This window comes from Alkalihalophilus pseudofirmus OF4 (assembly GCF_000005825.2).
GTDB lineage: Bacteria > Bacillota > Bacilli > Bacillales > Bacillaceae_D > Alkalihalophilus > Alkalihalophilus pseudofirmus.
Genome location: NC_013791.2, coordinates 2,981,427 through 3,006,881, shown reverse-complemented (window position 1 = coordinate 3,006,881; position 25,455 = coordinate 2,981,427). Strand labels below are relative to the sequence as shown.

24 protein-coding genes are annotated in these 25,455 nt (G+C 34.5%); 18 read left to right on the top strand and 6 right to left on the bottom strand.

Translation table 11 applies throughout. From position 1 onward, the window contains the following. Nucleotides 1-143: 143 nt before the first annotated feature. Nucleotides 144-365 carry a hypothetical protein gene (locus BPOF4_RS15165; RefSeq protein WP_012960076.1) on the top strand — a complete coding sequence of 74 codons (222 nt, stop codon included), beginning with the start codon at nt 144-146 and terminating at the stop codon, nt 363-365. A 145-nt stretch (nt 366-510) separates the two neighbouring features. Here the strand turns inward: BPOF4_RS15165 and BPOF4_RS15160 are convergent, their stop codons facing one another. Further along, nucleotides 511-876 carry a helix-turn-helix domain-containing protein gene (locus BPOF4_RS15160; protein WP_012960075.1) on the bottom strand — a complete coding sequence of 122 codons (366 nt, stop codon included), beginning with the start codon at nt 874-876 and terminating at the stop codon, nt 511-513. A 154-nt stretch (nt 877-1,030) separates the two neighbouring features. Between BPOF4_RS15160 and BPOF4_RS15155 the strand changes: the two genes are divergently transcribed. From BPOF4_RS15155 to BPOF4_RS15135, 5 genes are read left to right on the top strand one after another with little or no spacing between them, the layout of a single operon-like run. Continuing rightward, nucleotides 1,031-1,315 carry a hypothetical protein gene (locus BPOF4_RS15155; protein ID WP_012960074.1) on the top strand — a complete coding sequence of 95 codons (285 nt, stop codon included), beginning with the start codon at nt 1,031-1,033 and terminating at the stop codon, nt 1,313-1,315. A gap of 31 nt (nt 1,316-1,346) precedes the next feature. Next, the gene (locus BPOF4_RS15150) at nt 1,347-1,643 is read left to right on the top strand and encodes a hypothetical protein (protein ID WP_012960073.1); all 297 of its coding nucleotides are present in this window, start codon (nt 1,347-1,349) and stop codon (nt 1,641-1,643) included. Nucleotides 1,644-1,696: 53 nt separating this feature from the next. Beyond that, nucleotides 1,697-2,119, top strand: coding sequence for a hypothetical protein (locus BPOF4_RS15145; RefSeq protein ID WP_012960072.1), 423 nt, complete (start codon nt 1,697-1,699; stop codon nt 2,117-2,119). A 5-nt stretch (nt 2,120-2,124) separates the two neighbouring features. Continuing rightward, a complete protein-coding gene (locus tag BPOF4_RS15140; protein ID WP_012960071.1) occupies nt 2,125-2,703 on the top strand; it encodes a Uma2 family endonuclease in 579 nt (192 codons plus the stop codon). A 22-nt stretch (nt 2,704-2,725) separates the two neighbouring features. Beyond that, nucleotides 2,726-2,995, top strand: a complete 270-nt coding sequence (locus BPOF4_RS15135; RefSeq protein ID WP_012960070.1) for a hypothetical protein — start codon at nt 2,726-2,728, stop codon at nt 2,993-2,995. Between the two features lie 365 nt (nt 2,996-3,360). Here the strand turns inward: BPOF4_RS15135 and BPOF4_RS15125 are convergent, their stop codons facing one another. Next, the gene (locus BPOF4_RS15125) at nt 3,361-4,098 is read right to left on the bottom strand and encodes a helix-turn-helix domain-containing protein (RefSeq protein WP_148229532.1); all 738 of its coding nucleotides are present in this window, start codon (nt 4,096-4,098) and stop codon (nt 3,361-3,363) included. Nucleotides 4,099-4,222: 124 nt separating this feature from the next. Here BPOF4_RS15125 and BPOF4_RS15120 point away from each other — a divergent pair, with 124 nt between their 5' ends. From BPOF4_RS15120 to BPOF4_RS21255, 5 genes are all read left to right on the top strand, one after another. Continuing rightward, nucleotides 4,223-5,053 carry a toll/interleukin-1 receptor domain-containing protein gene (locus tag BPOF4_RS15120; protein WP_012960067.1) on the top strand — a complete coding sequence of 277 codons (831 nt, stop codon included), beginning with the start codon at nt 4,223-4,225 and terminating at the stop codon, nt 5,051-5,053. Nucleotides 5,054-5,281: 228 nt separating this feature from the next. After that, entirely contained in the window at nt 5,282-6,301 is a 1,020-nt protein-coding gene (locus tag BPOF4_RS15115; RefSeq protein WP_012960066.1) for a hypothetical protein, read from the top strand. A gap of 1,027 nt (nt 6,302-7,328) precedes the next feature. Then, the gene (locus tag BPOF4_RS15110; protein ID WP_012960065.1) at nt 7,329-8,000 is read left to right on the top strand and encodes a hypothetical protein; all 672 of its coding nucleotides are present in this window, start codon (nt 7,329-7,331) and stop codon (nt 7,998-8,000) included. Then, nucleotides 7,997-10,066: a hypothetical protein gene (locus BPOF4_RS15105; protein WP_012960064.1), complete on the top strand. Its 2,070-nt coding sequence runs from the start codon at nt 7,997-7,999 to the stop codon at nt 10,064-10,066. The genes BPOF4_RS15110 and BPOF4_RS15105 overlap by 4 nt, the downstream gene beginning before the upstream one ends. Further along, complete coding sequence (locus BPOF4_RS21255) at nt 10,066-11,730, top strand: hypothetical protein (protein ID WP_012960063.1); 1,665 nt, start codon at nt 10,066-10,068, stop codon at nt 11,728-11,730. Before BPOF4_RS15105 ends, BPOF4_RS21255 begins: the two co-directional genes overlap by 1 nt. Nucleotides 11,731-12,025: 295 nt before the next feature. Here BPOF4_RS21255 and rpsD read toward each other — a convergent pair whose 3' ends face one another. Further along, nucleotides 12,026-12,628 (bottom strand): 30S ribosomal protein S4, encoded by a 603-nt coding sequence (gene rpsD / locus BPOF4_RS15095; protein WP_012960062.1) that lies wholly within the window; start codon nt 12,626-12,628, stop codon nt 12,026-12,028. Between the two features lie 485 nt (nt 12,629-13,113). Here rpsD and BPOF4_RS15090 point away from each other — a divergent pair, with 485 nt between their 5' ends. Continuing rightward, nucleotides 13,114-15,000, top strand: coding sequence for a sensor domain-containing diguanylate cyclase (locus tag BPOF4_RS15090; RefSeq protein WP_012960061.1), 1,887 nt, complete (start codon nt 13,114-13,116; stop codon nt 14,998-15,000). Nucleotides 15,001-15,047: 47 nt separating this feature from the next. Here the strand turns inward: BPOF4_RS15090 and BPOF4_RS15085 are convergent, their stop codons facing one another. Further along, entirely contained in the window at nt 15,048-15,527 is a 480-nt protein-coding gene (locus BPOF4_RS15085) for a GAF domain-containing protein (protein ID WP_012960060.1), read from the bottom strand. Between the two features lie 263 nt (nt 15,528-15,790). On the opposite strand from BPOF4_RS15085, the gene refZ reads away from it, so the two are divergent. Beyond that, nucleotides 15,791-16,441 (top strand): forespore capture DNA-binding protein RefZ, encoded by a 651-nt coding sequence (gene refZ, locus BPOF4_RS15080; RefSeq protein ID WP_012960059.1) that lies wholly within the window; start codon nt 15,791-15,793, stop codon nt 16,439-16,441. Here refZ and hisJ read toward each other — a convergent pair. Continuing rightward, nucleotides 16,433-17,257, bottom strand: a complete 825-nt coding sequence (gene hisJ, locus BPOF4_RS15075) for a histidinol-phosphatase HisJ (protein ID WP_012960058.1) — start codon at nt 17,255-17,257, stop codon at nt 16,433-16,435. The two genes, refZ and hisJ, sit on opposite strands and share 9 nt — an antisense overlap. Nucleotides 17,258-17,565: 308 nt before the next feature. Between hisJ and ezrA the strand changes: the two genes are divergently transcribed. Then, the gene (gene ezrA, locus BPOF4_RS15070) at nt 17,566-19,260 is read left to right on the top strand and encodes a septation ring formation regulator EzrA (protein ID WP_012960057.1); all 1,695 of its coding nucleotides are present in this window, start codon (nt 17,566-17,568) and stop codon (nt 19,258-19,260) included. 50 nt (nt 19,261-19,310) lie between these two features. Here the strand turns inward: ezrA and brnQ are convergent, their stop codons facing one another. Then, a complete protein-coding gene (brnQ, locus tag BPOF4_RS15065; RefSeq protein ID WP_012960056.1) occupies nt 19,311-20,612 on the bottom strand; it encodes a branched-chain amino acid transport system II carrier protein in 1,302 nt (433 codons plus the stop codon). A 359-nt stretch (nt 20,613-20,971) separates the two neighbouring features. Here brnQ and BPOF4_RS15060 point away from each other — a divergent pair, with 359 nt between their 5' ends. The 4 genes from BPOF4_RS15060 to mbcS all read left to right on the top strand — a co-directional run bounded on the left by BPOF4_RS15060 (nt 20,972) and on the right by mbcS (nt 25,437). Further along, nucleotides 20,972-22,114 (top strand): cysteine desulfurase family protein, encoded by a 1,143-nt coding sequence (locus tag BPOF4_RS15060; protein ID WP_012960055.1) that lies wholly within the window; start codon nt 20,972-20,974, stop codon nt 22,112-22,114. After that, on the top strand, nt 22,115-23,326 hold the full coding sequence (gene thiI / locus BPOF4_RS15055) for a tRNA uracil 4-sulfurtransferase ThiI (RefSeq protein ID WP_012960054.1): 1,212 nt from the start codon (nt 22,115-22,117) through the stop codon (nt 23,324-23,326). Nucleotides 23,327-23,453: 127 nt separating this feature from the next. After that, a complete protein-coding gene (locus BPOF4_RS15050; RefSeq protein ID WP_012960053.1) occupies nt 23,454-23,657 on the top strand; it encodes an alpha/beta-type small acid-soluble spore protein in 204 nt (67 codons plus the stop codon). 187 nt (nt 23,658-23,844) lie between these two features. Further along, the gene (gene mbcS / locus BPOF4_RS15045) at nt 23,845-25,437 is read left to right on the top strand and encodes an acyl-CoA synthetase MbcS (protein WP_012960052.1); all 1,593 of its coding nucleotides are present in this window, start codon (nt 23,845-23,847) and stop codon (nt 25,435-25,437) included. The last annotated feature ends 18 nt before the right edge of the window (nt 25,438-25,455 follow it).

The window sequence follows — 25,455 nt, the reverse complement described above, 5'->3', positions numbered from 1 at the left end:
TTTGTTTGATTGGTTTTATAATGCAGTTAAAAATGAAGACTAGAGTTTTTGGGGTCTTTCTTACGATAATACCTACATTATTTTGTTTTTACCTCTTATCGAAAGCTATTCTTTTTTAATATCCAGAGGAAGGTTGTGTTTGGATGAATTATCTAAAAACAGGTGTTAGTTTCAATTTTAAGTATATAAAAGAGCAGCATCCGTGCTTATGGGATTTGTATAAAGAACACTTTGAAGGAATTGACATTGAAAATGAAGAAAAGGTATATTTCAACTATTTAGCTGACAAAGTGGAGGGGAGAGTATTGTTTAACTTTCTTAACGATTGTTTGCCGGAAGAATTGAGGAAAAACTTAGAAAAATAACTGATTAGAATGCTATAAATCCAAGGGTTGATAAAATTTTGGATTTATAGCCTTTTTATATTTTATCAAATTATGAACCAAGACTGACTTTGTTAGTATCATGTAATTTGACTACTAAATAGACGATTAATATTGTGCTTACATACTATTTTTCTAGAGAAAATAAGAAAGCAAATAATGCTTTTTTTTGTTCATTATTTAGTCCGTCAATCATTTTATGGAGTTTGCTTTCGAAGTCTAAATAGGTGTTAACATTGGCATTGTCTATCTCTTTTACTGATTCATTTAAGAGTTGTTCTGTATTTTCTAATCTATTAAAGAATTCACTAACTGAAATATCTAACTCTCTACATATTTTTATTAGTAGAGAAAAAGACATTTCTTGGTTTCCATTTTCAATTCGTGACAAAGAAGGTTGGGATATTTCTACCCTCTTAGAAAATTCGCTCATTGATAGTTCCTTATCTAATCGCAACTCTTTAACTAATTTACCCGCTAAAGTATTATTCATAATTTTCCCTCATCTAAACTATTTATATTTATATTTATAACTAGCACTTCTTTACTATCGTACTGTTTTTTAATTTTACAATCAAATAAAAATAAATTATAATACATTAAACGAAATATATACATTTAACGAAAAAAAAGGGTGTGTTGAATTTATGCTTGATGGTTTACAGGCTACTACGGAACAGTTTATAGAAAGCAGACTAGAGGCATTGTTAATAAGTAAGGAGTATCAAGTTTATGCGGATATTATTTACAGAGATTTAGAGGAGAAATTGTTAGATGCGACACAAACATTAGATGATGAGGCTAGAAATTTATTAATTGAGGATATAAGATCAAATATTTTCGAACAGATCTTTTTTCAAACAAAACAAGCATATCGACAAGGATTTAGTGATTCAATGACATTTATGATTGATCGTTTAGTAAAGAAATAAGCATAAAAATAAAGGAGGGATAGCTAACAACATGAAGATCTATTCAGGGAAATTAGTAATTAATATAGCCACTGTAGTAGAAGAAAAGATAAAGGCCTTTGAGGTGGAGGAAGCACATAAAGAATTAACGGATGAGTTATTTAATGAAATTCGACTCTTGTTAGGTTCTCACGGTTTTTGGGCTAACGATATTGGTGCAACTCTTGAAGAGTGTGAATATGCAAAGGATAGCACAATTAAAGTGATTCAATCTGAGGTTGAGAAGGCGAAAAAGGTTAGAAATGAAACGTACAGCAACAAAAAGGTCACTAGAACTAGAATCGAGTAGCATCATTCTATTCGTAAATTTATTTTAAAGTACTATAGAGTTAGGAGATAAATATGTTAGATCTGTTTATTTTGCCAACAAGTTTATTTAATCAATCGCTTACTGATGCAGAATTGTACGAGGAGATATATAAGCAATTTGATAAACAAGTTGAAACTTTTTTGGGTGGTACAGATGAAAGATTAAATTCAAACGGAGAGAAGAGTTTTTTTGTTCCTTCTAATGCAATTGCTGCAGAGTATGGGGAAGAAATAAGGGGAATAGATTTAGTTGTTTATGTCTACCTATGTTTACTTGTATTTAATAATCAAGAAAACACGGTAAAACTAGATATTAATGACTTAGCCAAAAGAACGAGAATTAAAAAGACCCAAATAAAACACTCAATAAATCACTTAGTTAGAGAACAATTGATTTCTGAATCTTCTCGAAGTGGTTATTATACTATCTTAGAATTAGAGCTACTTTTAGGTTGATGTATATGAAAATAGTAGATCCCCTTATTACTATTGAGGAAGGAAAGATGGGGGCTATGAGCCGATATTCTTTAGAAGAATTTTATCAAAATAGCGAGAGTTCGCCTAATCCTCTAGAATACATACATGAACAAATATTTAGTCTACCAACGTCTCAAAAGGAACATCAACTCATTCTTGAAAGACTAAGAAAGAAATTACTAATATTGGGTGGAATGAGTTATTCATTTTGTAGTTATCCGAACGATTTATTATTAATTAAACAGGATGATATCGCAATAATTAAACCAGACTTAGCCGTTTTTAAATTTTTGAATGAGAGAAGACAGGTTCCTGATGTTATCTTTGAGATAATTAGTCCAACTAATCAAGCTCATGATTTAGTTTTAAAATTAGATCTATATATGAGCTTTAAAGTCAGTGAATATTGGGTTATTAATCCTTTACTCAAAGCTGTCCTTTTATTTTCGCTGGATGAACACGGATACAACCAATCAGACATTGCAAAAAATGAAGGTGTTGTCCAGTCTAAACTGATACCAGAATTTAAAGTGGACCTAGCAATTCTGTTTAAAGAGCAATGATTATTTAGAATGGAGTGGGACAATGAGAGAACCTGAACGAATTGAAAGAATTTTACACTTACTTAATACAATATGGCAGCAGCAACCTGATTGGCGATTTAATCAATTGATTTATAATTTACAGAATTTATATTCGCAGCAGAATAATGAATACGGGAGAAGGAAAGCTATTCAAAAAACAGATTATGGAGAGGTTAATTCCAGTTATCTCGATTTTTTCTTCCTTGAAGATGACAAATGGGAAAATTTTTTAGTCGAAATAATAGACAATATGAAGTCAGAAAATGAGTAAAACAGTTAAATGATCACCCTCGGATGAAGGAGGTAGGTTCGTGGATTTAAAGAGATTAATGTTATATGTCAATATTTTGGGCATATGTCTCCCACTAGCATTAACATATGTCATAATAATAAACATTTTCTTAGGGTTGCCGGTTGAGCCTGAATCTGTGTTTATCTTGGCGTTTGGTTATGCTGTGATGATTAAACGTAATTTTGTATTTCAAGAATTGTGGGAGAGGTGGTTTGGTAGGTAGTGAAATAAGAAGAAAGAAAGCAGAATATAAACATATTTACTACGGAACTGTTTGTTGCCAATTGATTTGGTACAACACAGCAACGATAAAGCAATCTTGACCTATCGTTGCTGTTTTTATATTAGTAGCTTTCTTCCAATCTTTTCAAAGCTTTTGCATAAGCTAATTCTCTCTCTTTTTCTTCCCAATCCAATCTTTGAAGAATTCGTTGCCAATAAATATTTCCTTCGTTTGCATATGATTTCGCAGTTTCTCTCCATAAGTATGTTTCAGCTTCTTCCAATACAATATAAAACCTGCTCTGAATTTTGAAGTGGGGCATTCCATCTTCCTTAATTAGACTATATATTGTGGAAGGACTTGTTCTGAAATGAGTAGCAGCTTCTTTTATTGTTAAAACGGTTCTGCCATAATAGCTAGTCTTCTCTTTGTTAGTGTGCTTTTTAATATCCTTAGAGAAATTATTAAGCTCCTCTCTAATTATTTCTCTCAGAATGTCTTCAATCATTTTATTGCCTCCCTTATCTCTTTCAAATTGCATGATATCATCCTGCACTAACTGTACATCCCAATTCTTATCTGGATCAGTCCAACCAAATTTATTGTAATTTGAGATTGTTTCTTTAATTTCTCTTTCTTCAAAAATAATTCGAGCTTTAATTTTCCGGTGAGGCATAGCTCTTGCATAGGTTAACTGTCGTAAAGTATAAGTTCCTATACCTGTTATATTTGATACTTCCTTAATAGTGAGGTACTTCTTTGGCAAAAAGTTTACATTATTAGAGAGATTATCATTGAAATGGCAGAAATCCTCATGAAAAACATCTTTTAAAAGGAGTTCAAAAGACTTGCTCATCATTTCACCTCTTTCATATAAGTTTAAATTAATTATAGAACATTAGTTCTGCCCTGTGTTGTATAATTAGAATAAGAGCAATCATAGTTTCTTTGATTAATAAATATTAGAATTGGAGTTGAAAAAAATGTCTAGTATAACGCTGTTGGAGTCTAAAATTAAAAGGCTTCGAAACGACATAAGTCGTTTAGAGGGAAAAAGGGCAAATGCTGTAAAAGATGAAAGTAATGCAATTAAAAAGATAAACAGCGCAAATGCAACGATAAAAAGAACTAAAAGTACTTCTACAGTTTCAACCAAACAAAAAGAAATAGAACGAGAAAATAAAAAAGTACAAAAAGCAAAAGAAGATCAAGCTAAAGTTATGACTGAAATTGCCAAAAAGAATATTGAACTAAATAAAGCACTAACGAATCTTAGTAAAACTGAACAGGAAGCGATAAACAAACTTAATACAAAACAAGAAGAAAAAATTAACGCTTTATACTTTCAGCAAAACCAAGAGTTTGAGAATCTAAATGCATCTCACAAAGAAGTCGATGAAGCTAAAGAATATGATGTCTTTATATCACATTCAGCAGATGATAAAGACAGTTATGTTTCGACATTAGCTGATCATTTAAAGGCTGCTGGTATAACAATATGGTATGATACCGATAGTATAGGTTGGGGACAAAGTATTAGAAGGGAAATTGATAAAGGCCTTGCATATTCAAAATATGGGATAGTTGTTGTATCTCCGAGTTTTATAGAGAAGTATTGGACAAACTATGAATTAGATGGAATCCTTTCTAAAGAGAGTGCAACAGGTAAACAAATGATTCTACCAATTTGGCATAATGTTACAGCTGATCAAGTGAAAAAATATAGCTATCCTTTAGCTGGTAAACTAGCCCTTAACTCTGCTGTTAACACTATAGATGATATAGTTGAAGGTGTTAAGAAGCTAGTAAAATAACAAAACTGGTTATGCCACCAACAATGAATAAAGTATAAATCCCGTTCATTTTTATGAGCGGGATTTATTTTATAAGACTAATTAAAGAATGATGTGATCTACACTTGACGTATTTAGATCAAAGCTAATAGAGAAATATATTAGTGAAAAAAAACTTATTATAAGGACTTAAAATATTCAAACACATAATGTACAGTATTTAAAATCAATTGAAGAGGTGAATTAATTTTGTTTACTGTACAAAATGTAAAAGGCTTTTATATCGTGCCAAGAATAAAAATTGAAAGACCTCGTGATAAGATGTTATACCTTTTTTTATGCGAGAAGGCCAACTTTATTGACAGCGAACTATGTAGTAGAGGTGAGTTAATCACTTCAAAAATAAAATTAGAACAAGAGGCAGGGTGGTCATATTCAAAAATTAGAGGCTCTATTAAGAGGTTGGAAGATTTGGGCCTTATTAAAACTGAAACTCTACCAATGAAAAGTGGAACAAAGATATTGATTGTTGATTATTCTTTGTTTCAAGATTTAACCAACTATAAAAATATGACATCAATATTAAGATATGAAGAAATTCAAGCAGATAACAAACCTAATACTCATGAGTCTAGCAATCAGATTGTTCCTAAGAAGCTAGAGATATCAAGAGAAGAAGAAGGTAAAGGCAGTATCACTAGCAAACCAGATAACTATCTAAATAGCAATGAGAAGCTCAAACAGAGCAGCAATACTATAACAAAAGCTTTTAACAAAATTTTTAAACAAAATGAATATAACATAAAAGAGAACAGGGGGTTCTCTTGTTTATCAAAAGTATTTAGAAATTCTGAACTGTTTTTACAGTCATATGAAGATACGGCACAGTTTGTTGAAAATGTTGTATCAAATGACTTCCCTTTCACAACTATTAATCAAGAGATTTTCATGGACTACCTAGAAAGTATTCGCCTAGTTAGAAACTCTGAAAAAGTAAGTGTAGTAACCGTTGTAAGCTTCCTAGCTGAAATAGAAAGCTATAGAGTCGAAATTGTTGAGTCTGCATTCGACATTCACAGGAAGGGTCACAGGGATAAAAAAGAGACTTACACTAAAGGTATTATAGAAAATTTAAGTAAGACAGCACCGATTAAAATGCCATATAAAGAATATAAACCTAGAGTGAGTAGAAATGTGAGAAAAAGAGAAGAAAAGTTAAAGGCCAAAGGATTAATAGAACGTGTTGATAGTTTGGAGGTGGATTTTTAATATTAAGGAATTGGTTATTAATATGAGCTAATAAATATAAAAGTCAACTAGTAATCTATATAACACCATTGGATAGACATCTTTAAAAAGAAGGTGTAAGATCTAATGTAATTTTTATTATGCTGTTTTTGGAGTAAACGTAAGACAAGCACAGCCTGAACGATTAGTTTATTAAGTAGAAGATGAAGATGTACTAAATGAAGAACAAATCTTTAATTTTATTCAATTGAGGGGTGTATCACCACACGTTTACGGAGTTAAGTCCGAAATGGACTTTTTAGCAATTATTATGTGACTCCGATTGATAGATTAAATTCAATCGAGAGTGAATTTCACAATAAAGCGTTATTATTGCAGCGAGTTATGATCTAATTTTCGACTACTCGTATCAATATCCTATCACTAGCAATTAATTAATATATGCCTCGGCAGAAAAATCTTGATTAGAATCCTGTGTTAAAACAGGATTCTTCTTTGATGTTGGCTAAAATCTGGTATTACTCAATTAATAGGTTAAGGTCTTCCCTGCACACTAAATGTAGTTTATAAAAAAACTTTTTAGACATAGCAGTGCAACATTCTGCAACTTTTAATTGGGTTAAACTTCGTTCTTCTTCTTGTGACTTCATTTCTTTTACGCGGGGAGCTGGATTGAGAGTAATCAGTAAATTATTCCCATTTTAATGTTATAATTACTTTATAAATGAACAAAAATGAAAATCACTTTAATATTGAAAAGGTCTCAATAGGATGAAAAGGTATAACGATGGTAAGGTTAGAAAGTTCTAAAGTTGAAATTGAGGAAATTGGATAGTAGTGTGAGTATAGGACAAAAACAATTTACTGTTGGAAGGTAGAGGTGCGGTTTTCACTAAGTTAAGGTGATGCCAGTAGTACAAAAAATGCTTCAAATATAACAATGGTACGGCTCTAATGTTGTTAATTAAGGGTTTACTTTGAATTTCAATTTAAGTAATAATGTTAAATAGGACAATATTGGGAAAATCAATATATGGGAGGTAGTTAAATGTCTCAAAAACAGTTGTCGGAAGATTTTGAGAATATAAGAGTTTATAAAGATAGAATTAGAATATTCCTTATTCTATATATTTTTTCTGAAGAAACATCAAGTCAAGATTCAATAGTATATAAAAAAGTGTTTAAAAGTGAAGTTAGAATTCAAAAAATTGATTTCTTATTGCGTAATCCTGACTACTTTTCATACGAATTACTATTATTTGCGATGGAGGGAAAGTTCGATAAACAAGAAATTAAAGGAATTGTAAAAGAAATTTTTGAAACAAAAGAACCAAATATTAGACGTTTAGAAATGGAAAGGTTTTTCTTTGGTGCATACGAGGATATTGATGATGTGATTAGCTTTCTTAAAAGTATTGATTTTATTGACTTTAAAAGTAGAAGAAGCATTGACCTTAAAACAATAGATAAGCACTATTATATTACTAAGTATTCACATGACAGGTTTGAGAATTCACTTAGACATCTTCCTACAATACAATGGTACATAGAACGTTGCAATTTGATAAAGAGATTTTTTGGTGATTTAACAGGAACTCAACTGAAAATATTACAGTATCAAATAACAGAGTATAGAGATGCTTCTTACAAGGAGTACATTAATGATATTCAAAACGATGTAAAAAAACTATTTTCGGAAATGTATGGTGAAGAATTATGAAATTTAATTATGATAGGTTTATTAGTAGTTTACATCAAGAATATAAAGAAAATTTTTCATTAGGTGAAATCGAAGATATATTAAATATAAAAGGTGACTACGATAAAGATACACCTGTTTCTACCGGTAAGAGATTATTAATATCAAAGTTAAGTATTAAAGGAAAAAAAAGTAATGGAAACATAATTGATTTTACTCTTCCGCTTGATAGTGGCATTAATTTAATTATTGCGGATAATCTAAAAGGAAAATCAAGTTTATTTAAAATGATACAAGTTGCACTTACTGGAAGTAATAAGTTGAAAGCGGATGTGAAAAAGTGGATTGAACTAATTAATTTGGGCTTTAAAATTAATAATAAAAATTATTCCGCAGTTATAAAGTTTAACAACTCTCGATTAAGTGGTTCTTTATATAGTCTAAATAATGAAGATGTGAGCTATTCAGAATTAAATAAACTTACTCCGATTTTTTCTGCAACCAGCATAACTGATTATGAAAAAAGTATTCAGGAGTTCTTTTTTAAACAATTCTCTTACTATCCATTAAAGTGGACCCAAAAAGCTTCCCAGAAAGACAAGAACGAGCTAAATGAATCTAGGGCTAGTTGGAAAACATACTTTAAGTCAATCTATCTTGAATCGAAGGATAGTTCGAGTTTAATGTACGGTGGTCAAGGGAAAAAAGTATTTCAAATGTTGTTGGGACTTGAACTAACCTATGCGATTAATTACCTTACAGTTAAGCACGATATGCTAACTTTTAATAAAGCAAAGGAAAATGAATTCTCAAATCAAAATAAAGAAGAGACAATTGAGAATTCTTACTTATTAAAAAGAAAGGAAGAAATAGATCTAGAATTAGAAAAGTTAAACTCAAATCATAGTTCTTTAAACCAACTATATGAGGAATATGAAAAAGTAATAAATAAGATAAATGATGAAAATTCAATTATTATTCGAAATGGTAAACTCGCTAATGAAAAGGCAAATGAATTAAACTCAATTACCTCCAAAATCAATTCATATACATTAGAATTGAAGAGAATAAATAAGGAAATTAGTACAACCATAAGATACATAAATGATTTGGAAGAGTACATTGAAATAGGCAGCTTCTTTACTAACCTTGATATAAAGCATTGTCCTAGTTGTAATCATAAAGTAGAAAATCAAAAAAAACATAAAGACACCTGTTCATTGTGTCATGAGGAAATCAATCACTCGAATACTGAAATGAATAAGGAAGCATTCCATCAAAAAGTCAATGATTTAAAAAGAATTCTTGATGAATTGAACAAAGAAGAAAGATTAATAAAAACCAGTATTCAAAGTCTGAACGAAATCTATAGTAGTGTAAAAAAATCCTATCTTGAATTGGAAGAAAACCTAAACACAAAAAATAATATATCACCTCTTAGGGACCAATTAAGGGTTATTGAAAATGAAATAAAATCAGTAAAGATGAAGACAAATGATAGTTGGAAGATGAATTTAATTGCAGAAAAAGCTGTAATTGATTATCAGCTATCGAATTTAGGAAAGAATACAGTGTTGGAAGAACAATTAAAAGATGATTTAAAAATTCCTCTTGTTAAACGTGCCATAGAGAAGCTTAGTGATTTTAGATATGAAAGCAGTAAATATATATTAACCTATCTATCGGATAATATGTTAGAAGAACTTCACCATTTTGGACTAACATCAATTACAGAGATTAATATTGATGAAAACTTTGACATCAAATATAAGCAAGATGGAGAGTTTATTGGTTTTGATGACATAGCAGAAGGTGAACAATTAAGAGCAAAAATTGCGTTTTATCTTGCACTTATCCAATTAGATATTGAAAATAATTTTGGAAGGCATACTCGATTTCTTATTTTAGATAGTCCTAACAAAGAAGAGGGGGACTCTCAATACTTAAATGGATTGACACAGACTTTAATAAATATCGATAAAAGATATGGTGATAAACTACAGATAATAATAGGAACAGCTGAGAGACAGTTAGAGAACATTGTTGAAAATGAAAAAATCTTTGAGAAAGGAACTTATGTTTTCTAATGAAAGATATAAATGAGTTTCAGAATTGGCCAATAAAGGATAAGTTCAATTTTTTCGACACTAAAAGTAACAAAATTCCTAATAAACAAGAGATTAAAACAACTCAGAGTTTCTTAATTGAAACAATATTAAATTCAAAAGAGAATTTAAATATTAGAAAAAAAGCTTTAGAACATTTTATGAATCTCGTTAAGCTACAAAATATAAAGAAGAGAGTGGCGCTAAATCTTTTATTGGATGATTGGACAGAAACTGAAGATATATTTTTAGAAACTACGAGATTAAAAAATTTGTTCCTTTTTTATGAGGATGAACCTGAAGAGATAGAAGAAATATATCAAAATTTAGTTGAACATCATGAATCTGAAGTGAAAAGTGAGAGTTTATATCACTTGGGCTTGGTCTTCTTTTTTAAAGCAAATGTAAAGGTGAACAAAGAAGGATATATAGAGTACTTAACAAGAAGTCTAGAATATTTTATACATTCGAGAAATTCTATAGAAAATAGAATCGATGCAGAGTTTTTTATTTTGATTGTTTCAAATTTACTGAATGTTTTAAAAGGAAGAGAAGCTGATCTCGAACAGAATTTGAGAAGGATAGTTCAACTATTGTGGAAACAGCACCTTTTCGCATTAGAGGATGTTGTATCACCATTACAGGTAGGGCTTTATAGAAAACTTTATGAGTTCAATAATATAAAACTCTCTAAACCAGAAGATTGGTTAGATTATAGAGAGGGCTTTAATGATTTATGCTATTATTTTTATGAAATTAAAAATCAAGAAATAAAAAATGAACTAATTAAGAATGTTTCTGAAAACTTAATTAGACGATCTATTGAACCATTATTTGCACTTAATTTTAATGCCCAAATATGTAAAATTAATAAAAGAATAAATGAGGTAGATGTACTTTCTAAAGAGCATAACTTTCTCTTATATTTAAGGGAAGTCGCAGCAGATTCCAAGATTAGTGAAAATGCGTCTAAAGATTTTATTGTAAATAAATTAGAGGATGCATTTCCTCATATAGAGAAAACAAGGATTGAAATTGAAGTAAAAAAGATTGAAGAGGTGCATAATCCCCAAAATATAATGCACCTTTATGAAATATTTTCAGATTCCTCATATGAAAATCTTTTAGATGTAGTAATAAGTTCTTGTATCAATTTGCAGGGAAACCAAATATATCGAAATGCGTCTGAAAACGAAAGAAATACTTTTATTGGTTCTATGTTAGAAATGGCAGGCTTTAATATTAAGGATCAGACTTTATGGGGGAAATCAAGAGCAGGGAAAACTTCAGGGGAAATAGATTTATTTGTAAAAAAGAAAAATAGTGATCCGTTTTCGATTATAGAAGCTTTAAATTTAAATTCCTTAAATAAATCATACTTAGGATTTCACATAGATAAATTGTTTAATTATGACACAACAGGACTGAAATATAATTTTATTTTAGTGTATTCATCCTCTAAGAACTTTTTCGATTTTTGGAAGAGGTATGTTAAATATGTCCAAGAACATACATATCCATTTAAATTATTAAAATACGAAGAGGTTGAAGGTTATGATTACTCAGATATCAGGATCTGCAAAACAAAGCATCTAAGGAAAGGAAAAGAAGTATATTTGTATCATCTCATGGTAGATTTATCTTAAATGGATAATGGTGATTATTGTGAAATAGCTCTTAAATACACATAAATACCCTCATAGTATTTTCTCTATTTTATTTTATAATTGAACATCAATTTGTAGTGAGGTAAATGTTTTTCTTCCCATCCCTTCACCCATGCCAGTAATTTATTTGGTCCCAAATTGGCCCCAGTTGGCCCCAATTTAGTGCATTAGCCTGCATCATTTTGCAAAGTAGATAAAAATAAAAAATCCCCTGAAACGTTGATGTAACAACATTTCAAGGGGTTTTTGTGCATTACTCTGCAATCTAAAAAGATTAACGAGAGTAGAACTCAACGATAAGAGCTTCAGTGATTTCAGCAGGAAGTTCAGAACGCTCAGGAAGACGGCTGAAAGTACCTTCAAGCTTCTCAGCATCGAATGTTACGTATGCTGGAGTGAAATCGTTAGCTTCAAGAGCTTCTTTAACAACGCTTAAGTCACGAGATTTTTCGCGAAGAGCAATTGTTTGACCAGGTTTAACACGGTATGAAGGAATGTCAACACGACCTCCATCAACCATGATGTGACCATGGTTAACTAACTGACGAGCAGCACGACGAGTACGAGCAAGGCCCATACGGTAAACAAGGTTATCAAGACGTGACTCAAGAAGAATCATGAAGTTTTCACCGTGGATACCAGGCATTTTGCCAGCATCATCAAAGATACGACGGAATTGACGCTCATTCACACCAAACATGTGACGAAGCTTTTGCTTCTCTTGTAGTTGAAGACCGTATTCCGATAATTTTTTACGTTGGTTTGGACCGTGTTGCCCTGGAGCATACGGACGCTTTGCTAATTCTTTACCAGTACCGCTTAGAGAGATTCCTAAACGACGAGATAATTTCCAAGATGGACCTGTATAACGAGCCATAATAAGACTCCTCCTTGTTATTTTGATGTTGCAAAATAACAACCGATGGGTAATCTCTTTAATATGTTCATTTTGCCTTCATGCATCTTCGCTTCGACAGCTAGAAGTTACGTGATGCACCTCAGTTTGCAGCCGCTAATCGAGGAACAAAATGACCGGACATATTAAGTTTACCTAGGCTGTCGTATTTCACACAAATTCGAGTATAAGCTTAATAGGGGCGAAAGTCAAGAGGAAACAAGAAAAGGCGATTCTTGTGAAAATTGTCGGAAGGTTTTCAAAATAATATCGTGGAAAATAATAGTAATGTGTTATAAGTTGATTTATAATGACAGTAACAAATACCTAGAAAGTATAATTGAGAATGGTTTTTTTTGATTACATTATCCTATAGTTTGTGACATTTTCTCTAGATAAGCCTATATGAACCAGTAATATTTAAGAGTAAATTAAGTATTTTCCTATATATGGTGGTGTAAAAGTAGATGAATCCACGGAATGAAGTTACGGTTGGGGAAATGATGACTGTTGATCAATGGTTAAAAGGAGCAGACTATCAAATTAATTTCTATGCATTAGCTTCTTCTTACCATGCCCTCGCATTAAAAGCGGGTAAGCCTAATCATTTAGAGAAGATAGCTATTTATGAAAGAAATAATGAACAATTTGAACTCGTTAAAGGGGAAGAAGCAGATAAAGGTATACTTCAGAATAATAAAGAGATCGAGAGCTGGTTCAAAAAGACTCATGATCATTCCATGGAAGTAGTAGAGGGCAGTTTAATTACCACTTCTCCAAGCTGGAATGTATGTATCTCCTTATACTATAAATCGATATTATATGGATTGATTATTCATACTTTCCCTACAAAAAAAGATGCAGATGCGTTTGCTGCAGGACACCTAGAGATGATTCCTTTCCAAACACTATTTGCCCAGGGCTATAATTGCTCGAAATCCACTACCGTCAGCATGAAGAGAGATCTTCTTTTGCAAGTAACAAAGAAGTGTCATGGATCTATGGATATAAACGAAGTATTAAAACAAATTATTACGGCTCTTAATCAAGTATTCCCTAATTGGAATGTTCATTTATATTTAACGCATGAGTGGAAAATTGATCATGACCTATCAATTAAACCATTGGTGTATGGAATGGATAACCATAACCGATTGGCCGAGCATGCTTATTTAAAAGGAGAGCTCCAAATAGATAGAAATGAAAAACAACTGAATGTTTTTGCGCCGCTTAGAGGCAAACAAGCGGTTTACGGGGTCATAGAATTAGAGGCTGATACAGACATTGTCCTTCACACACATGACCTCGAGTTTATTAATGTCCTAGCGGATACTGGGGGAAACGCTTTAGAGAATGCCGAGCTTTATCAGCAGTCTAGAAACTTAAATCAAGATCTGCAGCTTATTAATCAAACATCCCACCAGTTAAATGAAAAATTAAGACTAAAAGATACAATTACCTTTATGACTCAACAGATTCTTGTATCATTTGGAGCTGAACAAGTAGGTTTTGTTCTTTATGAAGAGGGAGAAATTACTGTGTTAGAAGGTAGTACACCTGTTTTCAATGACCCCTCACTCTTAAAGAAGCTCAACCCGCTGTTTATGGAGATGAAATACCATAGAGAACCGCAGTTTGTTGGGGACTCTAAAAGTCACAAGCTCTTTCAGCACTCTTATTATCGAAGTCTTTTAGCGGTGCCGATGATTCAAAGTGGAGTCTTAAAAGGTGTGGTTATCGTGCTGGATCAGAAGCCGTATTGTTTCAGTTACGATCATTTTAAGTTGCTGCAATCTCTCGCACATCACTCTACATTAGCTTTTACAAATGCTATGCTTCATGAGAAGTTAGAAAAACTCGTAATTACCGATCATCTAACCAGCTTATATTCTAGAAGTTATTTAGATCAGCAAATTAGAGCCTCGCTTGAAAATGATGGCTATGGGACGTATCTTCTATTTGATGTGGATAACTTTAAACAGATTAATGATACACACGGACATCAAATTGGAGATGAAGTGCTTATTCAAGTGGCTAAGATTTTGAAGGAAAATATTCGTGATGAGGATATTGCAGCAAGGTGGGGAGGGGAAGAGTTAGCTCTATATCTGCCAAAAGTCAATTTAGAAGATGCTAAAAAAATTGCCGTGCGCATCGTAGAAGCTGTTGAATATCAAACCGAGCCGCCTATTACGGTTTCATGCGGTGTCTCTTATTGGCATCATCATAAAGCTGCCCGCTCGCTAAAAGAATTAATTAAAGAAGCTGATGACGGGCTTTATACAGCCAAAAGGTTAGGTAAAAACCGGATTCATGTGGCTCAAGAGAGCTCTTCACTTAAAGAAGAAGCCTAAAAACATTCATTGTTTTTAGGCTTTATTTAATTTAACTATTATTTTGTTTATATGTGCCGTTCTAATTCTTCAACGAACGCTTCAAGATGTGTTTGATCTTCTTCAGTGAAACGATTTAGTATTGGACTGTCAATATCAAGAACCCCAACTAGATTACCATCTTTTATAATGGGGATCACAATTTCAGAACGTGATGCGGCATCACAAGCAATATGTCCAGGGAAAGCATGAACATCTTCTATGCGAAGAGTTTTTCTCTCAGCTGCGCTCGTTCCGCATACACCTCTGCCAAGTGGAATACGTACACATGCAGGCAGCCCCTGAAATGGCCCAAGAACAAGCTCATTGTCTTTTAATAAATAGAAACCAACCCAATTTACATCATGCAAAAATTGACTTAATAGAGCACTTGCATTAGACAAATTAGCAATAAGGTCATTCTCTCCTGTTAAAAGAGCATTCAATTGCTTAGTAACTAATTGATAATTTGAAGCAAGATCTCCTTTATAAGCTTCTTGATTAAACATGGCGACTCCCCCAAGCATCTATAGAATTATAGAAAATAGTTTACAGCAAGAGGCAAAGGAATACAAAATAATTCACTCTGAAAATACTGGAGGATAAAAAAGAGATTTGGTGGACGCTGTCATGTTATTGCCAGGATTCGTTTTATTGGGCTTTTTTTGTAGAAAAGTTTGACGGGAATGTCGAACAAATCAAAGAGGATCAATCAAAACAATAGAGAAGTAAAAGACTATAGCAAGCAGTTTATTGTTAAGGGGGAGAATGCATGAGTGAAACAACACGTGAGAAGATGAAAGAAGCAGCTGCCCGTTTATTTTATACACAAGGCTATCATGGAACATCGGTCCGTCACATTGCAGAACAAGCAAATGTAAATATTGCACTCGTATCTTATTATTTTGGTGGAAAAAAAGGGTTGTTTGAACTATTAATGACTGAATTTCTAGAAGGATACTTACAGGCAATGAAGGTGGATGAGGAAAAACTTAAAAACCAAGATGCTAGAGATCTGCTGTTAACCATGATGCATTCATTGTTATGCTATCAGCAGAAACATTATCATTTAGCTAGAATGGTACACAGAGAGATGACAATGGACTCGATATTAGTTAGGGAACTTATGTCCACGTATTTGAGGAAAGAAAAACATGATGTAGAGAAAATTATTAGAAAAGGGATGAGAGAGGGCAGGTTTATAGGGCAGCCAGTGGATTTTGTCTTAATTCAAATACGCGGAATGATTACACTTCCTTACTACTCGCCTCAGTATTTTAGAGAACTTTATCAGTTATCTACAACGGAACCTTATTTTATTGACCGCTATGCAGAGCATCTAGTGAGATGGATTGATTCATGCCTGTGCGGAATAAGCGAGCCACGAACCAATCGCATAATAAGCAGGGTGAATTTAGCGTAGAACAGGGGCAGAAAGAATATCCGTATCAAAAAGGGTATCAACCCCGGCAGCCATTCCCTTTACTTGATGAGCATCTGAACCATAAATTAATGGTATACCTAATTGATGAGCAAGAGATGCGATGTCACCAGGAGGATAGGTCACTCCGCATAAAGGCTTAAGTGTACCTGCCCCGTTATAATCAAGGCTGTAATTATGATCATTTATTAATTGGAGAATAGATATGATATCCTGGCTGTGTAATTCAGTCGCAGGGTATTTTTTTTTGAATTTTTGACAAAGAGTAATATGGCCGATTCTAGTGGGTTTGTATGAACCAAGGTCAGATTTTACTGATTTTTTAACCGTCTCGTAATAATGTTTATATACTGCATCCGTTGAGCCGAGCAATGTTTGACACGTTAAAAACACATCAGGGCTATAATCAATACAATAATATTCGTTATTTATGTTAATAAAATGACAAGATAGGATACTATCATCTAGTTTTGGGCCCACCTCATTTAGAAAGGTCGTCGTTTCTTTCTCAAACCCTTCAATGAAATCAACCTCCAGGCCGATTAATACAGATAGCTTATTCTTATAAAAAGATTTGACAGCTTGTAAATCCTCTATATAAGACGTCAGCTGGCCATAAGACATAGCGCTGTCCTGCTCTGGGGTAGGGTCAGTGAACCCTTCAGGAAGCGGGGCATGTTCTGTGAATGTGATGCCGGATAAACCATCGCTAATAGCTTGTTCGCAATAATCAGCAAATGTATCAGCTGTTCCATGCGGGCAATAAGGAGAATGGATGTGTCCATCGTGCTTGATCATGAATAAACCCCTTTCATACATAAGATTAATAAGAAGATGTAACTATGATAAAAAGGCATACAAAAGCTTATTTTCATGGTATCATATTACATATCGTATACATAAAAAAATGAATAATTTTGTTTGAAATTAAAGGGTTTTCACGTTTTAGAGAGAATCCATGTAAAGATTATGTCTAATAGTAGTGAATTTTAGCTTATGTAGAGAGGTCATAGTGATTAATGGTGCGGAGCAGTTAATATGTATAAACCAATCATCGAGGCCTTCATAAACAAGACTGATATGATGCTAGAGAAGGGGGTCCTCAAATGACGATGTATGTAATTTATGCGGCAATAGCCGTTATAGCTGTACTATTTGTTATTGGAATGGTATTTAGAAAAAACATCTATAAAGAGGTCGATAAATTAGACGACTGGAAAAATACCATTTTAAACCGTGATATCCCAAGTGAAATTGGAAAAGTGAAGAACTTACATATGTCAGGCGAAACAGAGGAAAAATTTGAATTGTGGCGTAGTGAATGGGACGAAATCGTGGGCGGTATCCTTCCAAATATTGAAGAACAACTATTTGATATTGAAGAAGCAGCTACTAAATATCGCTTTAAAAAAGCAAAGGAATTGATTGCTTTAACGACAGACAGGCTGAACGGGATTGAAACGCAGCTTCAAGTGATGGTTGAAGAAATTAACCAGCTTGTGACAAGTGCTGAACAAAACAGCACTGAAATTGGCTCTGTAAAAGATCAATTCCATACAGTCATGCAGCAAGTATTAAAAAAACGAGGTTCACTAGGTGTAACTGTTGAAACCTTTGATGAAAAACTTGCGCACACAAAGCAGCTTCTTGAAGATTTTGATCAAGCTACAGAAGAAGGAAGCTATTTAAAAGCAAGAGAATATCTGAGAGAAGCGAAAGAAGAAGTCGATTTAGTACGACTGAGTGTAGAGAAAGTACCTGCTATTCTTGTTCAATTGAAAACGACCATCCCCCAAGAGGTACGCCAGCTGATCCTTGGAATTGAAGATATGGAGAAGTCTGGTTATTATTTAGAACCGTTTGCTCTCATGTCTAAAATTGAATCGATTACGAACGAAAATGAACAACTGCTAGCTGACATTTCTACCTTAGAGGAAATAGAAAGTATGGAAGAGAAGGCAGCTGAGGTAACCGCTCAACTAGATCAGTTATATGAAGTGTTAGAAACTGAAGTTGAAGCAAAACAAGAGGTAGCAAAAGCAGTGCCTACAATGAAAGAGCAGGTTGAGCAAGTAGATGAACAACTCACTCTTTTAATGGAGGAAACGACTCAAGTGCAGTTAAGTTATCGTTTGGCAGAAGAAGAAATTTCCTTCCAAGAGAAAGTGAAAAAACAGTTGAATGAATTAATGCATCAGCTGCAGCTGATTGTAGATGTTTCTGAAAATAACTCTCAAACCTACACGTCTATCTTAGATATGGTAGAAGAATGGATGGAGAAAATCAAACAGATTCAGCTTGATATTGATAAAGGGAAACAAGCACTAAATGACCTTCGTCAAGATGAGCTCGATGCAAAAGAGACACTAATCGAGTTAAGACAAAAGCTGCTTGAGAGTAAACGTCTCCTCCAAAAGAGTAACATACCAGGCCTTCCGCAAGAGGCAGTAGATCACTTAGATGAAAGTGAAATGAAAGTGATTACAGCGGCAAGACAGCTTGAGCAGGTGCCTCTTGAAATGGGGCGTGTCAATGTATTGGTAGAAGAAGCTCTTAGTTGTGTAGAGGAAAATGAACAGCTCATTAAAGATACAATTGAGTCAGCTCAGCTTGCAGAGAGAGTAATTCAGTTTGCTAATAGATACCGTAACAGGTCGGAACGTACTAGAAACGGATTAATTGAGGCTGAAGAGCTGTTCCGTCAATATGAATACACCGAAGCGATTGAATGTGCTTACCAAGCTGTAAAGGAATTTGATCCATCGATTGTTGAAAAGGTAAGCGAACAATATACGGCATAATAAAAAGTGTAGCATCAAAGCGATGCTACACTTTTTTTGTTCTCGTCATTTTAACGCTTTGAAACAGCCCAGCCTATGAGAGCTCCGATGATACTAGGAACTAACCAGCCTAAACCTTCTCCGTACAATGGAATCCAGTCAAGGAATGCGAGAGACTCTAGATTAACACCTGCTGTACTGATTCCATCAAGCAGGCTGATAATAAATGCCCCTATAAGAGCTCCGATATAAATTTGGCGTCTTTGACCAATTTTATGGTGGAGAAATGATAGTGTAATCAACACAATAGCAATAGGGTAAATCGTTACTAATACAGGTACTGAAACGGCAATTAATTGGCTTAAACCTAAGTTAGCCATGGTGAAACTGAATACACACAAGATGAAAATAATGACAGGATAAGATACACTCGAGAAACGTTTAGCAAAAAATTCACCACATGCCGAAACCAGTCCAATTGATGTGGTTAAACAAGCAAATGTAATAACAAGCGCAAGGATCATCGAACCAGTTGAGCCGAAAAGAGCATTTGCGACTGCTGCTAAAATAGCTCCTCCGTTATCTAAGCGACCAATAGTGGAAACACTGCTTGCTCCTAAGTATCCTAATGATAAATAAACAAGAGACAATCCAACACCCGCTATAATACCTGCTTTAATGGTAAAGGCTTGAATAGCTGCACGGTCTTTAATTCCTCTTTCTTGCAGGCGGTTCATGATGACAATCCCGAACACTAAAGCAGCAATTGTATCCATCGTTAGATAGCCTTCAATAAAACCTGAGAAAAAAGCGCCGTTTTGATAGTTTTCCTCAGCTGCTTCAAAGCTTCCCATCGGGGCAAATACTCCGCGAAGGGAAACGATGGCAATCAATATAATTAATAACGGTGTTAATATTTTCCCGACCCGGTCGACTAATTTGGCCGGATTCAAAGCTAGCCAGAACGTTAGACTAAAGAAAATAAGAGTGGATATAAGTAAAGAAGTAGTGGTAGCTTGTCCACCAGGCAAAAATGGTACCACACCTATTTCATATGCCACGGTTCCTGTACGAGGAATTCCAAAGAATGGTCCAATCGCAAGGTATACAGTGAATGAAAAAATAACAGCGAATATTGGGTGCACCCGGTTAGCTAATTGATGCAGATCTCCATTGACCTGTGAAACAGCAATGATGGCAAGTAACGGCAGTCCCACACCTGTTACAAGAAAGCCTATTATGGCAGGCCAAAGTGCCGTTCCTGCTTGTTGCCCCAGCAATGGTGGGAAGATCAGGTTTCCTGCCCCTAAAAATAGAGCGAACATTAGAAAGCCTAATGCTGCTAAGTCCTTCATTGGTAATGTACGATTCATAGTTGTCCTCCAACATATAATATAATGGTATAATTTGCACTTGCTTCCATAAATGTAAGCGTATACGTGTTTTTTCAGTCATAAGAGAAATTCCCTTATCACTTACCGTCGCTTATCGTATCATAAATGTTGCGAATTGTTGAATAGTTTTAAAAAAGAAAGAATAATCAGTTTTTTGATAAAGTTTATTTCACATATCTGATCGCTTTTCTGTCTTGTCATTTAAACATTTTGTGCTAAGATATAATGATGCATACATGGGATGTGTGCAAGAGTTGTGTTTGTGAGAAGATATAATTGTGATGATAAAAGCACAATTTTTTTTATAGAAGTTCATAATTAAAGGGGTAAATAATCCAATGATTTATCTTGATAATAGTGCAACAACTAGACCGCATCAAGACGTGTTAGAAACCTATACAAAAGTGTCGTATGACTATTTTGGAAATCCTTCATCACTTCATACATTAGGGATGGAAGCAGAAGGATTACTGACTAAAGCGAGATCAGCTATTGCTGATCAGCTTCACGTATCTGCAAAAGAAATTTTGTTTACCTCCGGGGGAACAGAGGGTAATAACCTTGCTATTAAAGGAACAGCGTATCATAAAAAATCTAGGGGCAGGCATTTGATCACAACAGAAGTGGAGCATGCTTCTTCATATGAAACCTATAAGGAACTAGAGGCAGATGGGTTTGAGGTAACATATTTATCTGTAGACTCTAATGGAAGAGTTTCTTTAGAAGATGTGAAAAAAGCTATTCGCAAGGAAACCATTTTAGTCTCAATTATCCATGTTAATAATGAAACAGGGACGATTCAACCAATAGAAGAGATAGGTCAGTTATTAAGCCACTTTCCTCAAGTTCGTTTCCATGTCGATGATGTACAAGGTATAACAAAAGTGCCTTTAAATATAAAAAAAGCCAAAATTGATCTGTTAACAGCATCTGCTCATAAATTCCATGGAGTAAGAGGTACAGGGATGCTTTATGTACGTAACGGAGTAAGGTTGAAGCCTCAAATTCATGGCGGTGTCCAAGAGATGGAAGTACGCTCAGGCACTGAACATGTTGCGGGGGCTGTGGCAATGGCCAGAGCATTAAGAATGGAAATGGAGAAGGCCCAAAAAGAGAAGTCTCATTTAGTAAAACTTCATTCTAAACTTATTCACAGTCTGCCAACGATTGATGGAGTGACGATTAACAGCCCATTAGAGAAATCTGCGCCACATATTATTAACTTCTCTGTAGAATCAATTAAGCCTGAAGTGCTAATTCAATCACTATCAGCTAAAAAAATATATGTCTCAACAAAGTCAGCATGCTCCTCAAAGTTAGCCGAACCCAGCCGAGTGCTCCTAGCTATGGGGAAAAATTCAACAGCAGCTGGTTCTGCAATAAGAGTCAGTTTATCTTATGAGACAACGGAAAAAGAAATTGATGTCTTCTTGCGCGAGTTAAAGAAGATCATACCAACACTAGTGGGGGTTAGAAAATAAATGGAATACAATCATATTTTAATTCGTTTTGGTGAACTTGCCTTAAAGGGAAAGAATCGATCTTTTTTTGAAAAGCAGTTACTCCAGAATATGAAATTCACATTAAAAGGATTATCAAATCTTACATTTAAACGCACGTATGGAAGAATCGTGATCGAATTAAACGGTGAGAATCATGAGCCTGTCATGGAAAAGCTATCTAATATCTTCGGGATCCACTCATTTAGCTTAGCGTTAAAAGTAGAAAATGACGTGGATGAAATGAAGAAGGCTGCACTTGGAATTTTAAAGGAACAGCAGGCGGCAGAAGGAATTAAAACATTTAAAATCACGTCAAAACGTGCGTATAAGCCGTTTCCTATCGATTCTCAGCAATTAAATCAAATGATCGGCGGTTATGTACTTAGTCAATCAGAAGATATTTCAGTAGACGTTCACAATCCAGATTTAGATATTCGAGTGGAAGTACGAGAGACAGCAACGTACCTAACCTTTGGACAGTATCCGGGAGCTGGAGGCCTGCCTGTTGGTACTGGTGGAAAAGTTCTCTTAATGCTCTCAGGTGGAATTGACAGCCCGGTTGCTGGTTATTTGACAATGAAAAGAGGGGCTCGTATTGAAGCCGTTCATTTTCACAGCCCTCCATATACAAATGAAAGAGCACTGCAAAAAGTGAAAGATTTAGCTCAAACGTTAACGAAGTATGGTTCAAGCATCCGTCTTCATTTAGTACCGTTTACTGAAATCCAACAATACCTTCATAAAGAAGCGCCAAGTAATTATCAAATGACGCTTATGAGACGAATGATGCTTCGTATTAGTGAACGAATTGCACGTGAGCGAGATATATTAGCGATTGCATCTGGTGAAAGTTTAGGACAGGTTGCAAGCCAAACTCTTCACAGCATGAATACAATTAACGAAGTAACAAATTTACCTATCATCCGTCCTTTAATAACAATGGATAAATTGGAAGTTATTGATATTGCCAAGAAGATTGATACATTTGAAACGTCTATTCTTCCTTTTGAAGACTGCTGTACAATCTTCTTGCCTTCTGACTCAAAGACTCGTCCAAAAAGAGAGCATGCGAACAAGTTTGAGAAGTATTTAGAGTTCGATAAATACGTAAATGATGCTGTGGAACGAACGGAATCGGTCCAAATCACAAGCGTAAGCAAAGCTGAAAAAGACATGGAAGACTTATTTTAGCCAGACTTTTTCGGTTAAATAAAAGCAAAGAAGCGTGCTTCTATTTCTCTCATTAATTACCATAAAATATTGTGCATGTTAAACAGCCATGTGACTCATTCTATAAGTACAGAAGGAGGTGAGACACATGGCTAACAACAACAGCTCAAATCAACTTGTAGTACCTGGCGTACAACAAGCACTTGATCAAATGAAATATGAAATCGCTTCTGAGTTTGGTGTACAATTAGGACCTGATGCTACAGCTCGCGCTAACGGATCTGTAGGTGGTGAAATCACTAAGCGTCTAGTTCAAATGGCTGAACAACAATTCGGCGGACAACAATACTAATATTATATGAATGGCTTAAGAGGGCGGATCATCCGCTCTCTTTTTATTTGTTCACAATCTTTATGAAAATAATATTCAAAAAAATCATTTTTTTCTGTATAATGTGGAGGAGGACATCGAAAAAAATAGTCCTGTAATGAAGCAAGGTGTATGTATAAAGGTTTATGTATAATTGAGGAGGATGATTATGGAAAGAGAACAACTTATCGCACCAGAGATTTACAATTTATCTCATGAAGTAGAACGTTATGCAAAAGACACAGAACGAATTGCTATTGATTGGTCAGATGATAAGAATAACCGCCGCATCATTTCTTACCCTGAATTAGTAGCTCAAACAAACCGCTTTGCGAATGCTCTATTAAGCCAAGGATTAAAGCAAGGAGATAAGGTCCTTCTTATTCTACCAAGGGTTCCTGAAGCTTATTTTTCATACTTAGCATGTTTAAAAGCAGGGCTTGTCATTATTCCTTGTTCTGAAATGCTTCGAGCAAAAGATTTAGCTTATCGTATTAATCATGCAGAAGCAAAAGCTGTTATTGCTTACACTGGATTTACAGATGAAATTCAGTCTCTCGGGGATTCTACTCCTACACTTCACGCTAAACTAATCGTTGGACAAACATTAGAAGGATGGGTAGATCTAGTTGCTGCAGCTGAAAATGAAAGCGATTACTACGAAGGTGCAGAAACAAAAAGAGACGAGCTTGCTTTCCTTCCTTACACATCTGGTACAACAGGAAATCCAAAAGCAGTTGTACATACACACGGATGGGCTTATGCTCACCTGCAAGTCGCTTCAAAAATGTGGCTTGATGTTCAAGAAGGAGATAAAGTTTGGGCAACAGCAGCTCCTGGCTGGCAGAAATGGATTTGGAGTCCTTTCTTATCAACGATTGGAGTAGGCGCGACAGCATATGTCTACCATGGCCGCTTTGACCCTAACGAGTACCTTCAACGTCTAGAAGATGAGAAAATTAATGTATTATGCTGTACACCAACTGAATATCGCCTAATGGCTAAAGTTGAATCAATTGAAAGTTATAAATTACCAGAGCTTAGAAGTACAGTTTCTGCTGGTGAGCCTCTTAACCGTCAAGTTATTGAAACCTTTAAAAAAGCATTCAATGTAAATGTTCGTGATGGATACGGACAAACAGAAAATACCTTACTCATTGGTACACTTCAAGGGATGGAAATTAAGCCTGGTTCTATGGGCAAGCCGACACCTGGTAATGAGGTAGCGATTGTGGATGAGAGTGGTGTTCCGGTTCAGCCAGGTGAAGTTGGCGATATAGCTGTGCACAAGAGTGCCCCTGCATTGTTCCGTGAATACTATAAAGATCCTGAACGTACAGCGATGGCGTATAGAGGAGACTACTATATTACAGGAGACCAAGCTAAATTAGATGAAGATGGATACTTCTGGTTTGAAGGGCGCAGTGATGATATCATTATCAGCTCTGGATATACAATAGGACCTTTTGAAGTAGAAGATGCCCTTACAAAGCACCCAGCTGTGAAAGAGTGTGCTGTTGTAGCTTCTCCTGATGAGATTAGAGGTAATGTTGTAAAAGCATTTATCGTATTAAGAGATGAAAAGGCAGTAGCTGATGATCAACTTGTAGCTGAATTGCAAGAGCATGTGAAAGTGATGACAGCACCATATAAATACCCAAGAAAAATTGAGTTTGTAAACGAGCTTCCAAAGACGACATCAGGGAAGATTAGACGTATTGAGCTTCGTCAGCAAGAAACAGCGAAATATGCAGAAGCTTAAAAAGATATAATATCCTTT

Excerpts from the sequence above, each read along its gene's own strand:
- BPOF4_RS21255 (WP_012960063.1), top strand. The coding sequence starts at position 10,066 with ATGAAAGATATAAATGAGTTTCAGAATTGGCCAATAAAGGATAAGTTC.
- BPOF4_RS15090 (WP_012960061.1), top strand. The coding sequence starts at position 13,114 with ATGAATCCACGGAATGAAGTTACGGTTGGGGAAATGATGACTGTTGAT.
- BPOF4_RS15105 (WP_012960064.1), top strand. The coding sequence starts at position 7,997 with ATGAAATTTAATTATGATAGGTTTATTAGTAGTTTACATCAAGAATAT.
- BPOF4_RS15155 (WP_012960074.1), top strand. The coding sequence starts at position 1,031 with ATGCTTGATGGTTTACAGGCTACTACGGAACAGTTTATAGAAAGCAGA.
- BPOF4_RS15110 (WP_012960065.1), top strand. The coding sequence starts at position 7,329 with ATGTCTCAAAAACAGTTGTCGGAAGATTTTGAGAATATAAGAGTTTAT.
- mbcS (WP_012960052.1), top strand. The coding sequence starts at position 23,845 with ATGGAAAGAGAACAACTTATCGCACCAGAGATTTACAATTTATCTCAT.
- ezrA (WP_012960057.1), top strand. The coding sequence starts at position 17,566 with ATGACGATGTATGTAATTTATGCGGCAATAGCCGTTATAGCTGTACTA.
- hisJ (WP_012960058.1), bottom strand. The coding sequence starts at position 17,257 with ATGATCAAGCACGATGGACACATCCATTCTCCTTATTGCCCGCATGGA.
- BPOF4_RS15135 (WP_012960070.1), top strand. The coding sequence starts at position 2,726 with ATGAGAGAACCTGAACGAATTGAAAGAATTTTACACTTACTTAATACA.
- BPOF4_RS15060 (WP_012960055.1), top strand. The coding sequence starts at position 20,972 with ATGATTTATCTTGATAATAGTGCAACAACTAGACCGCATCAAGACGTG.
- refZ (WP_012960059.1), top strand. The coding sequence starts at position 15,791 with ATGAGTGAAACAACACGTGAGAAGATGAAAGAAGCAGCTGCCCGTTTA.
- thiI (WP_012960054.1), top strand. The coding sequence starts at position 22,115 with ATGGAATACAATCATATTTTAATTCGTTTTGGTGAACTTGCCTTAAAG.
- BPOF4_RS15150 (WP_012960073.1), top strand. The coding sequence starts at position 1,347 with ATGAAGATCTATTCAGGGAAATTAGTAATTAATATAGCCACTGTAGTA.
- brnQ (WP_012960056.1), bottom strand. The coding sequence starts at position 20,612 with ATGAATCGTACATTACCAATGAAGGACTTAGCAGCATTAGGCTTTCTA.
- BPOF4_RS15160 (WP_012960075.1), bottom strand. The coding sequence starts at position 876 with ATGAATAATACTTTAGCGGGTAAATTAGTTAAAGAGTTGCGATTAGAT.
- BPOF4_RS15140 (WP_012960071.1), top strand. The coding sequence starts at position 2,125 with ATGAAAATAGTAGATCCCCTTATTACTATTGAGGAAGGAAAGATGGGG.
- BPOF4_RS15125 (WP_148229532.1), bottom strand. The coding sequence starts at position 4,098 with ATGATGAGCAAGTCTTTTGAACTCCTTTTAAAAGATGTTTTTCATGAG.
- BPOF4_RS15085 (WP_012960060.1), bottom strand. The coding sequence starts at position 15,527 with ATGTTTAATCAAGAAGCTTATAAAGGAGATCTTGCTTCAAATTATCAA.
- BPOF4_RS15050 (WP_012960053.1), top strand. The coding sequence starts at position 23,454 with ATGGCTAACAACAACAGCTCAAATCAACTTGTAGTACCTGGCGTACAA.
- BPOF4_RS15165 (WP_012960076.1), top strand. The coding sequence starts at position 144 with ATGAATTATCTAAAAACAGGTGTTAGTTTCAATTTTAAGTATATAAAA.
- BPOF4_RS15145 (WP_012960072.1), top strand. The coding sequence starts at position 1,697 with ATGTTAGATCTGTTTATTTTGCCAACAAGTTTATTTAATCAATCGCTT.
- rpsD (WP_012960062.1), bottom strand. The coding sequence starts at position 12,628 with ATGGCTCGTTATACAGGTCCATCTTGGAAATTATCTCGTCGTTTAGGA.
- BPOF4_RS15120 (WP_012960067.1), top strand. The coding sequence starts at position 4,223 with ATGTCTAGTATAACGCTGTTGGAGTCTAAAATTAAAAGGCTTCGAAAC.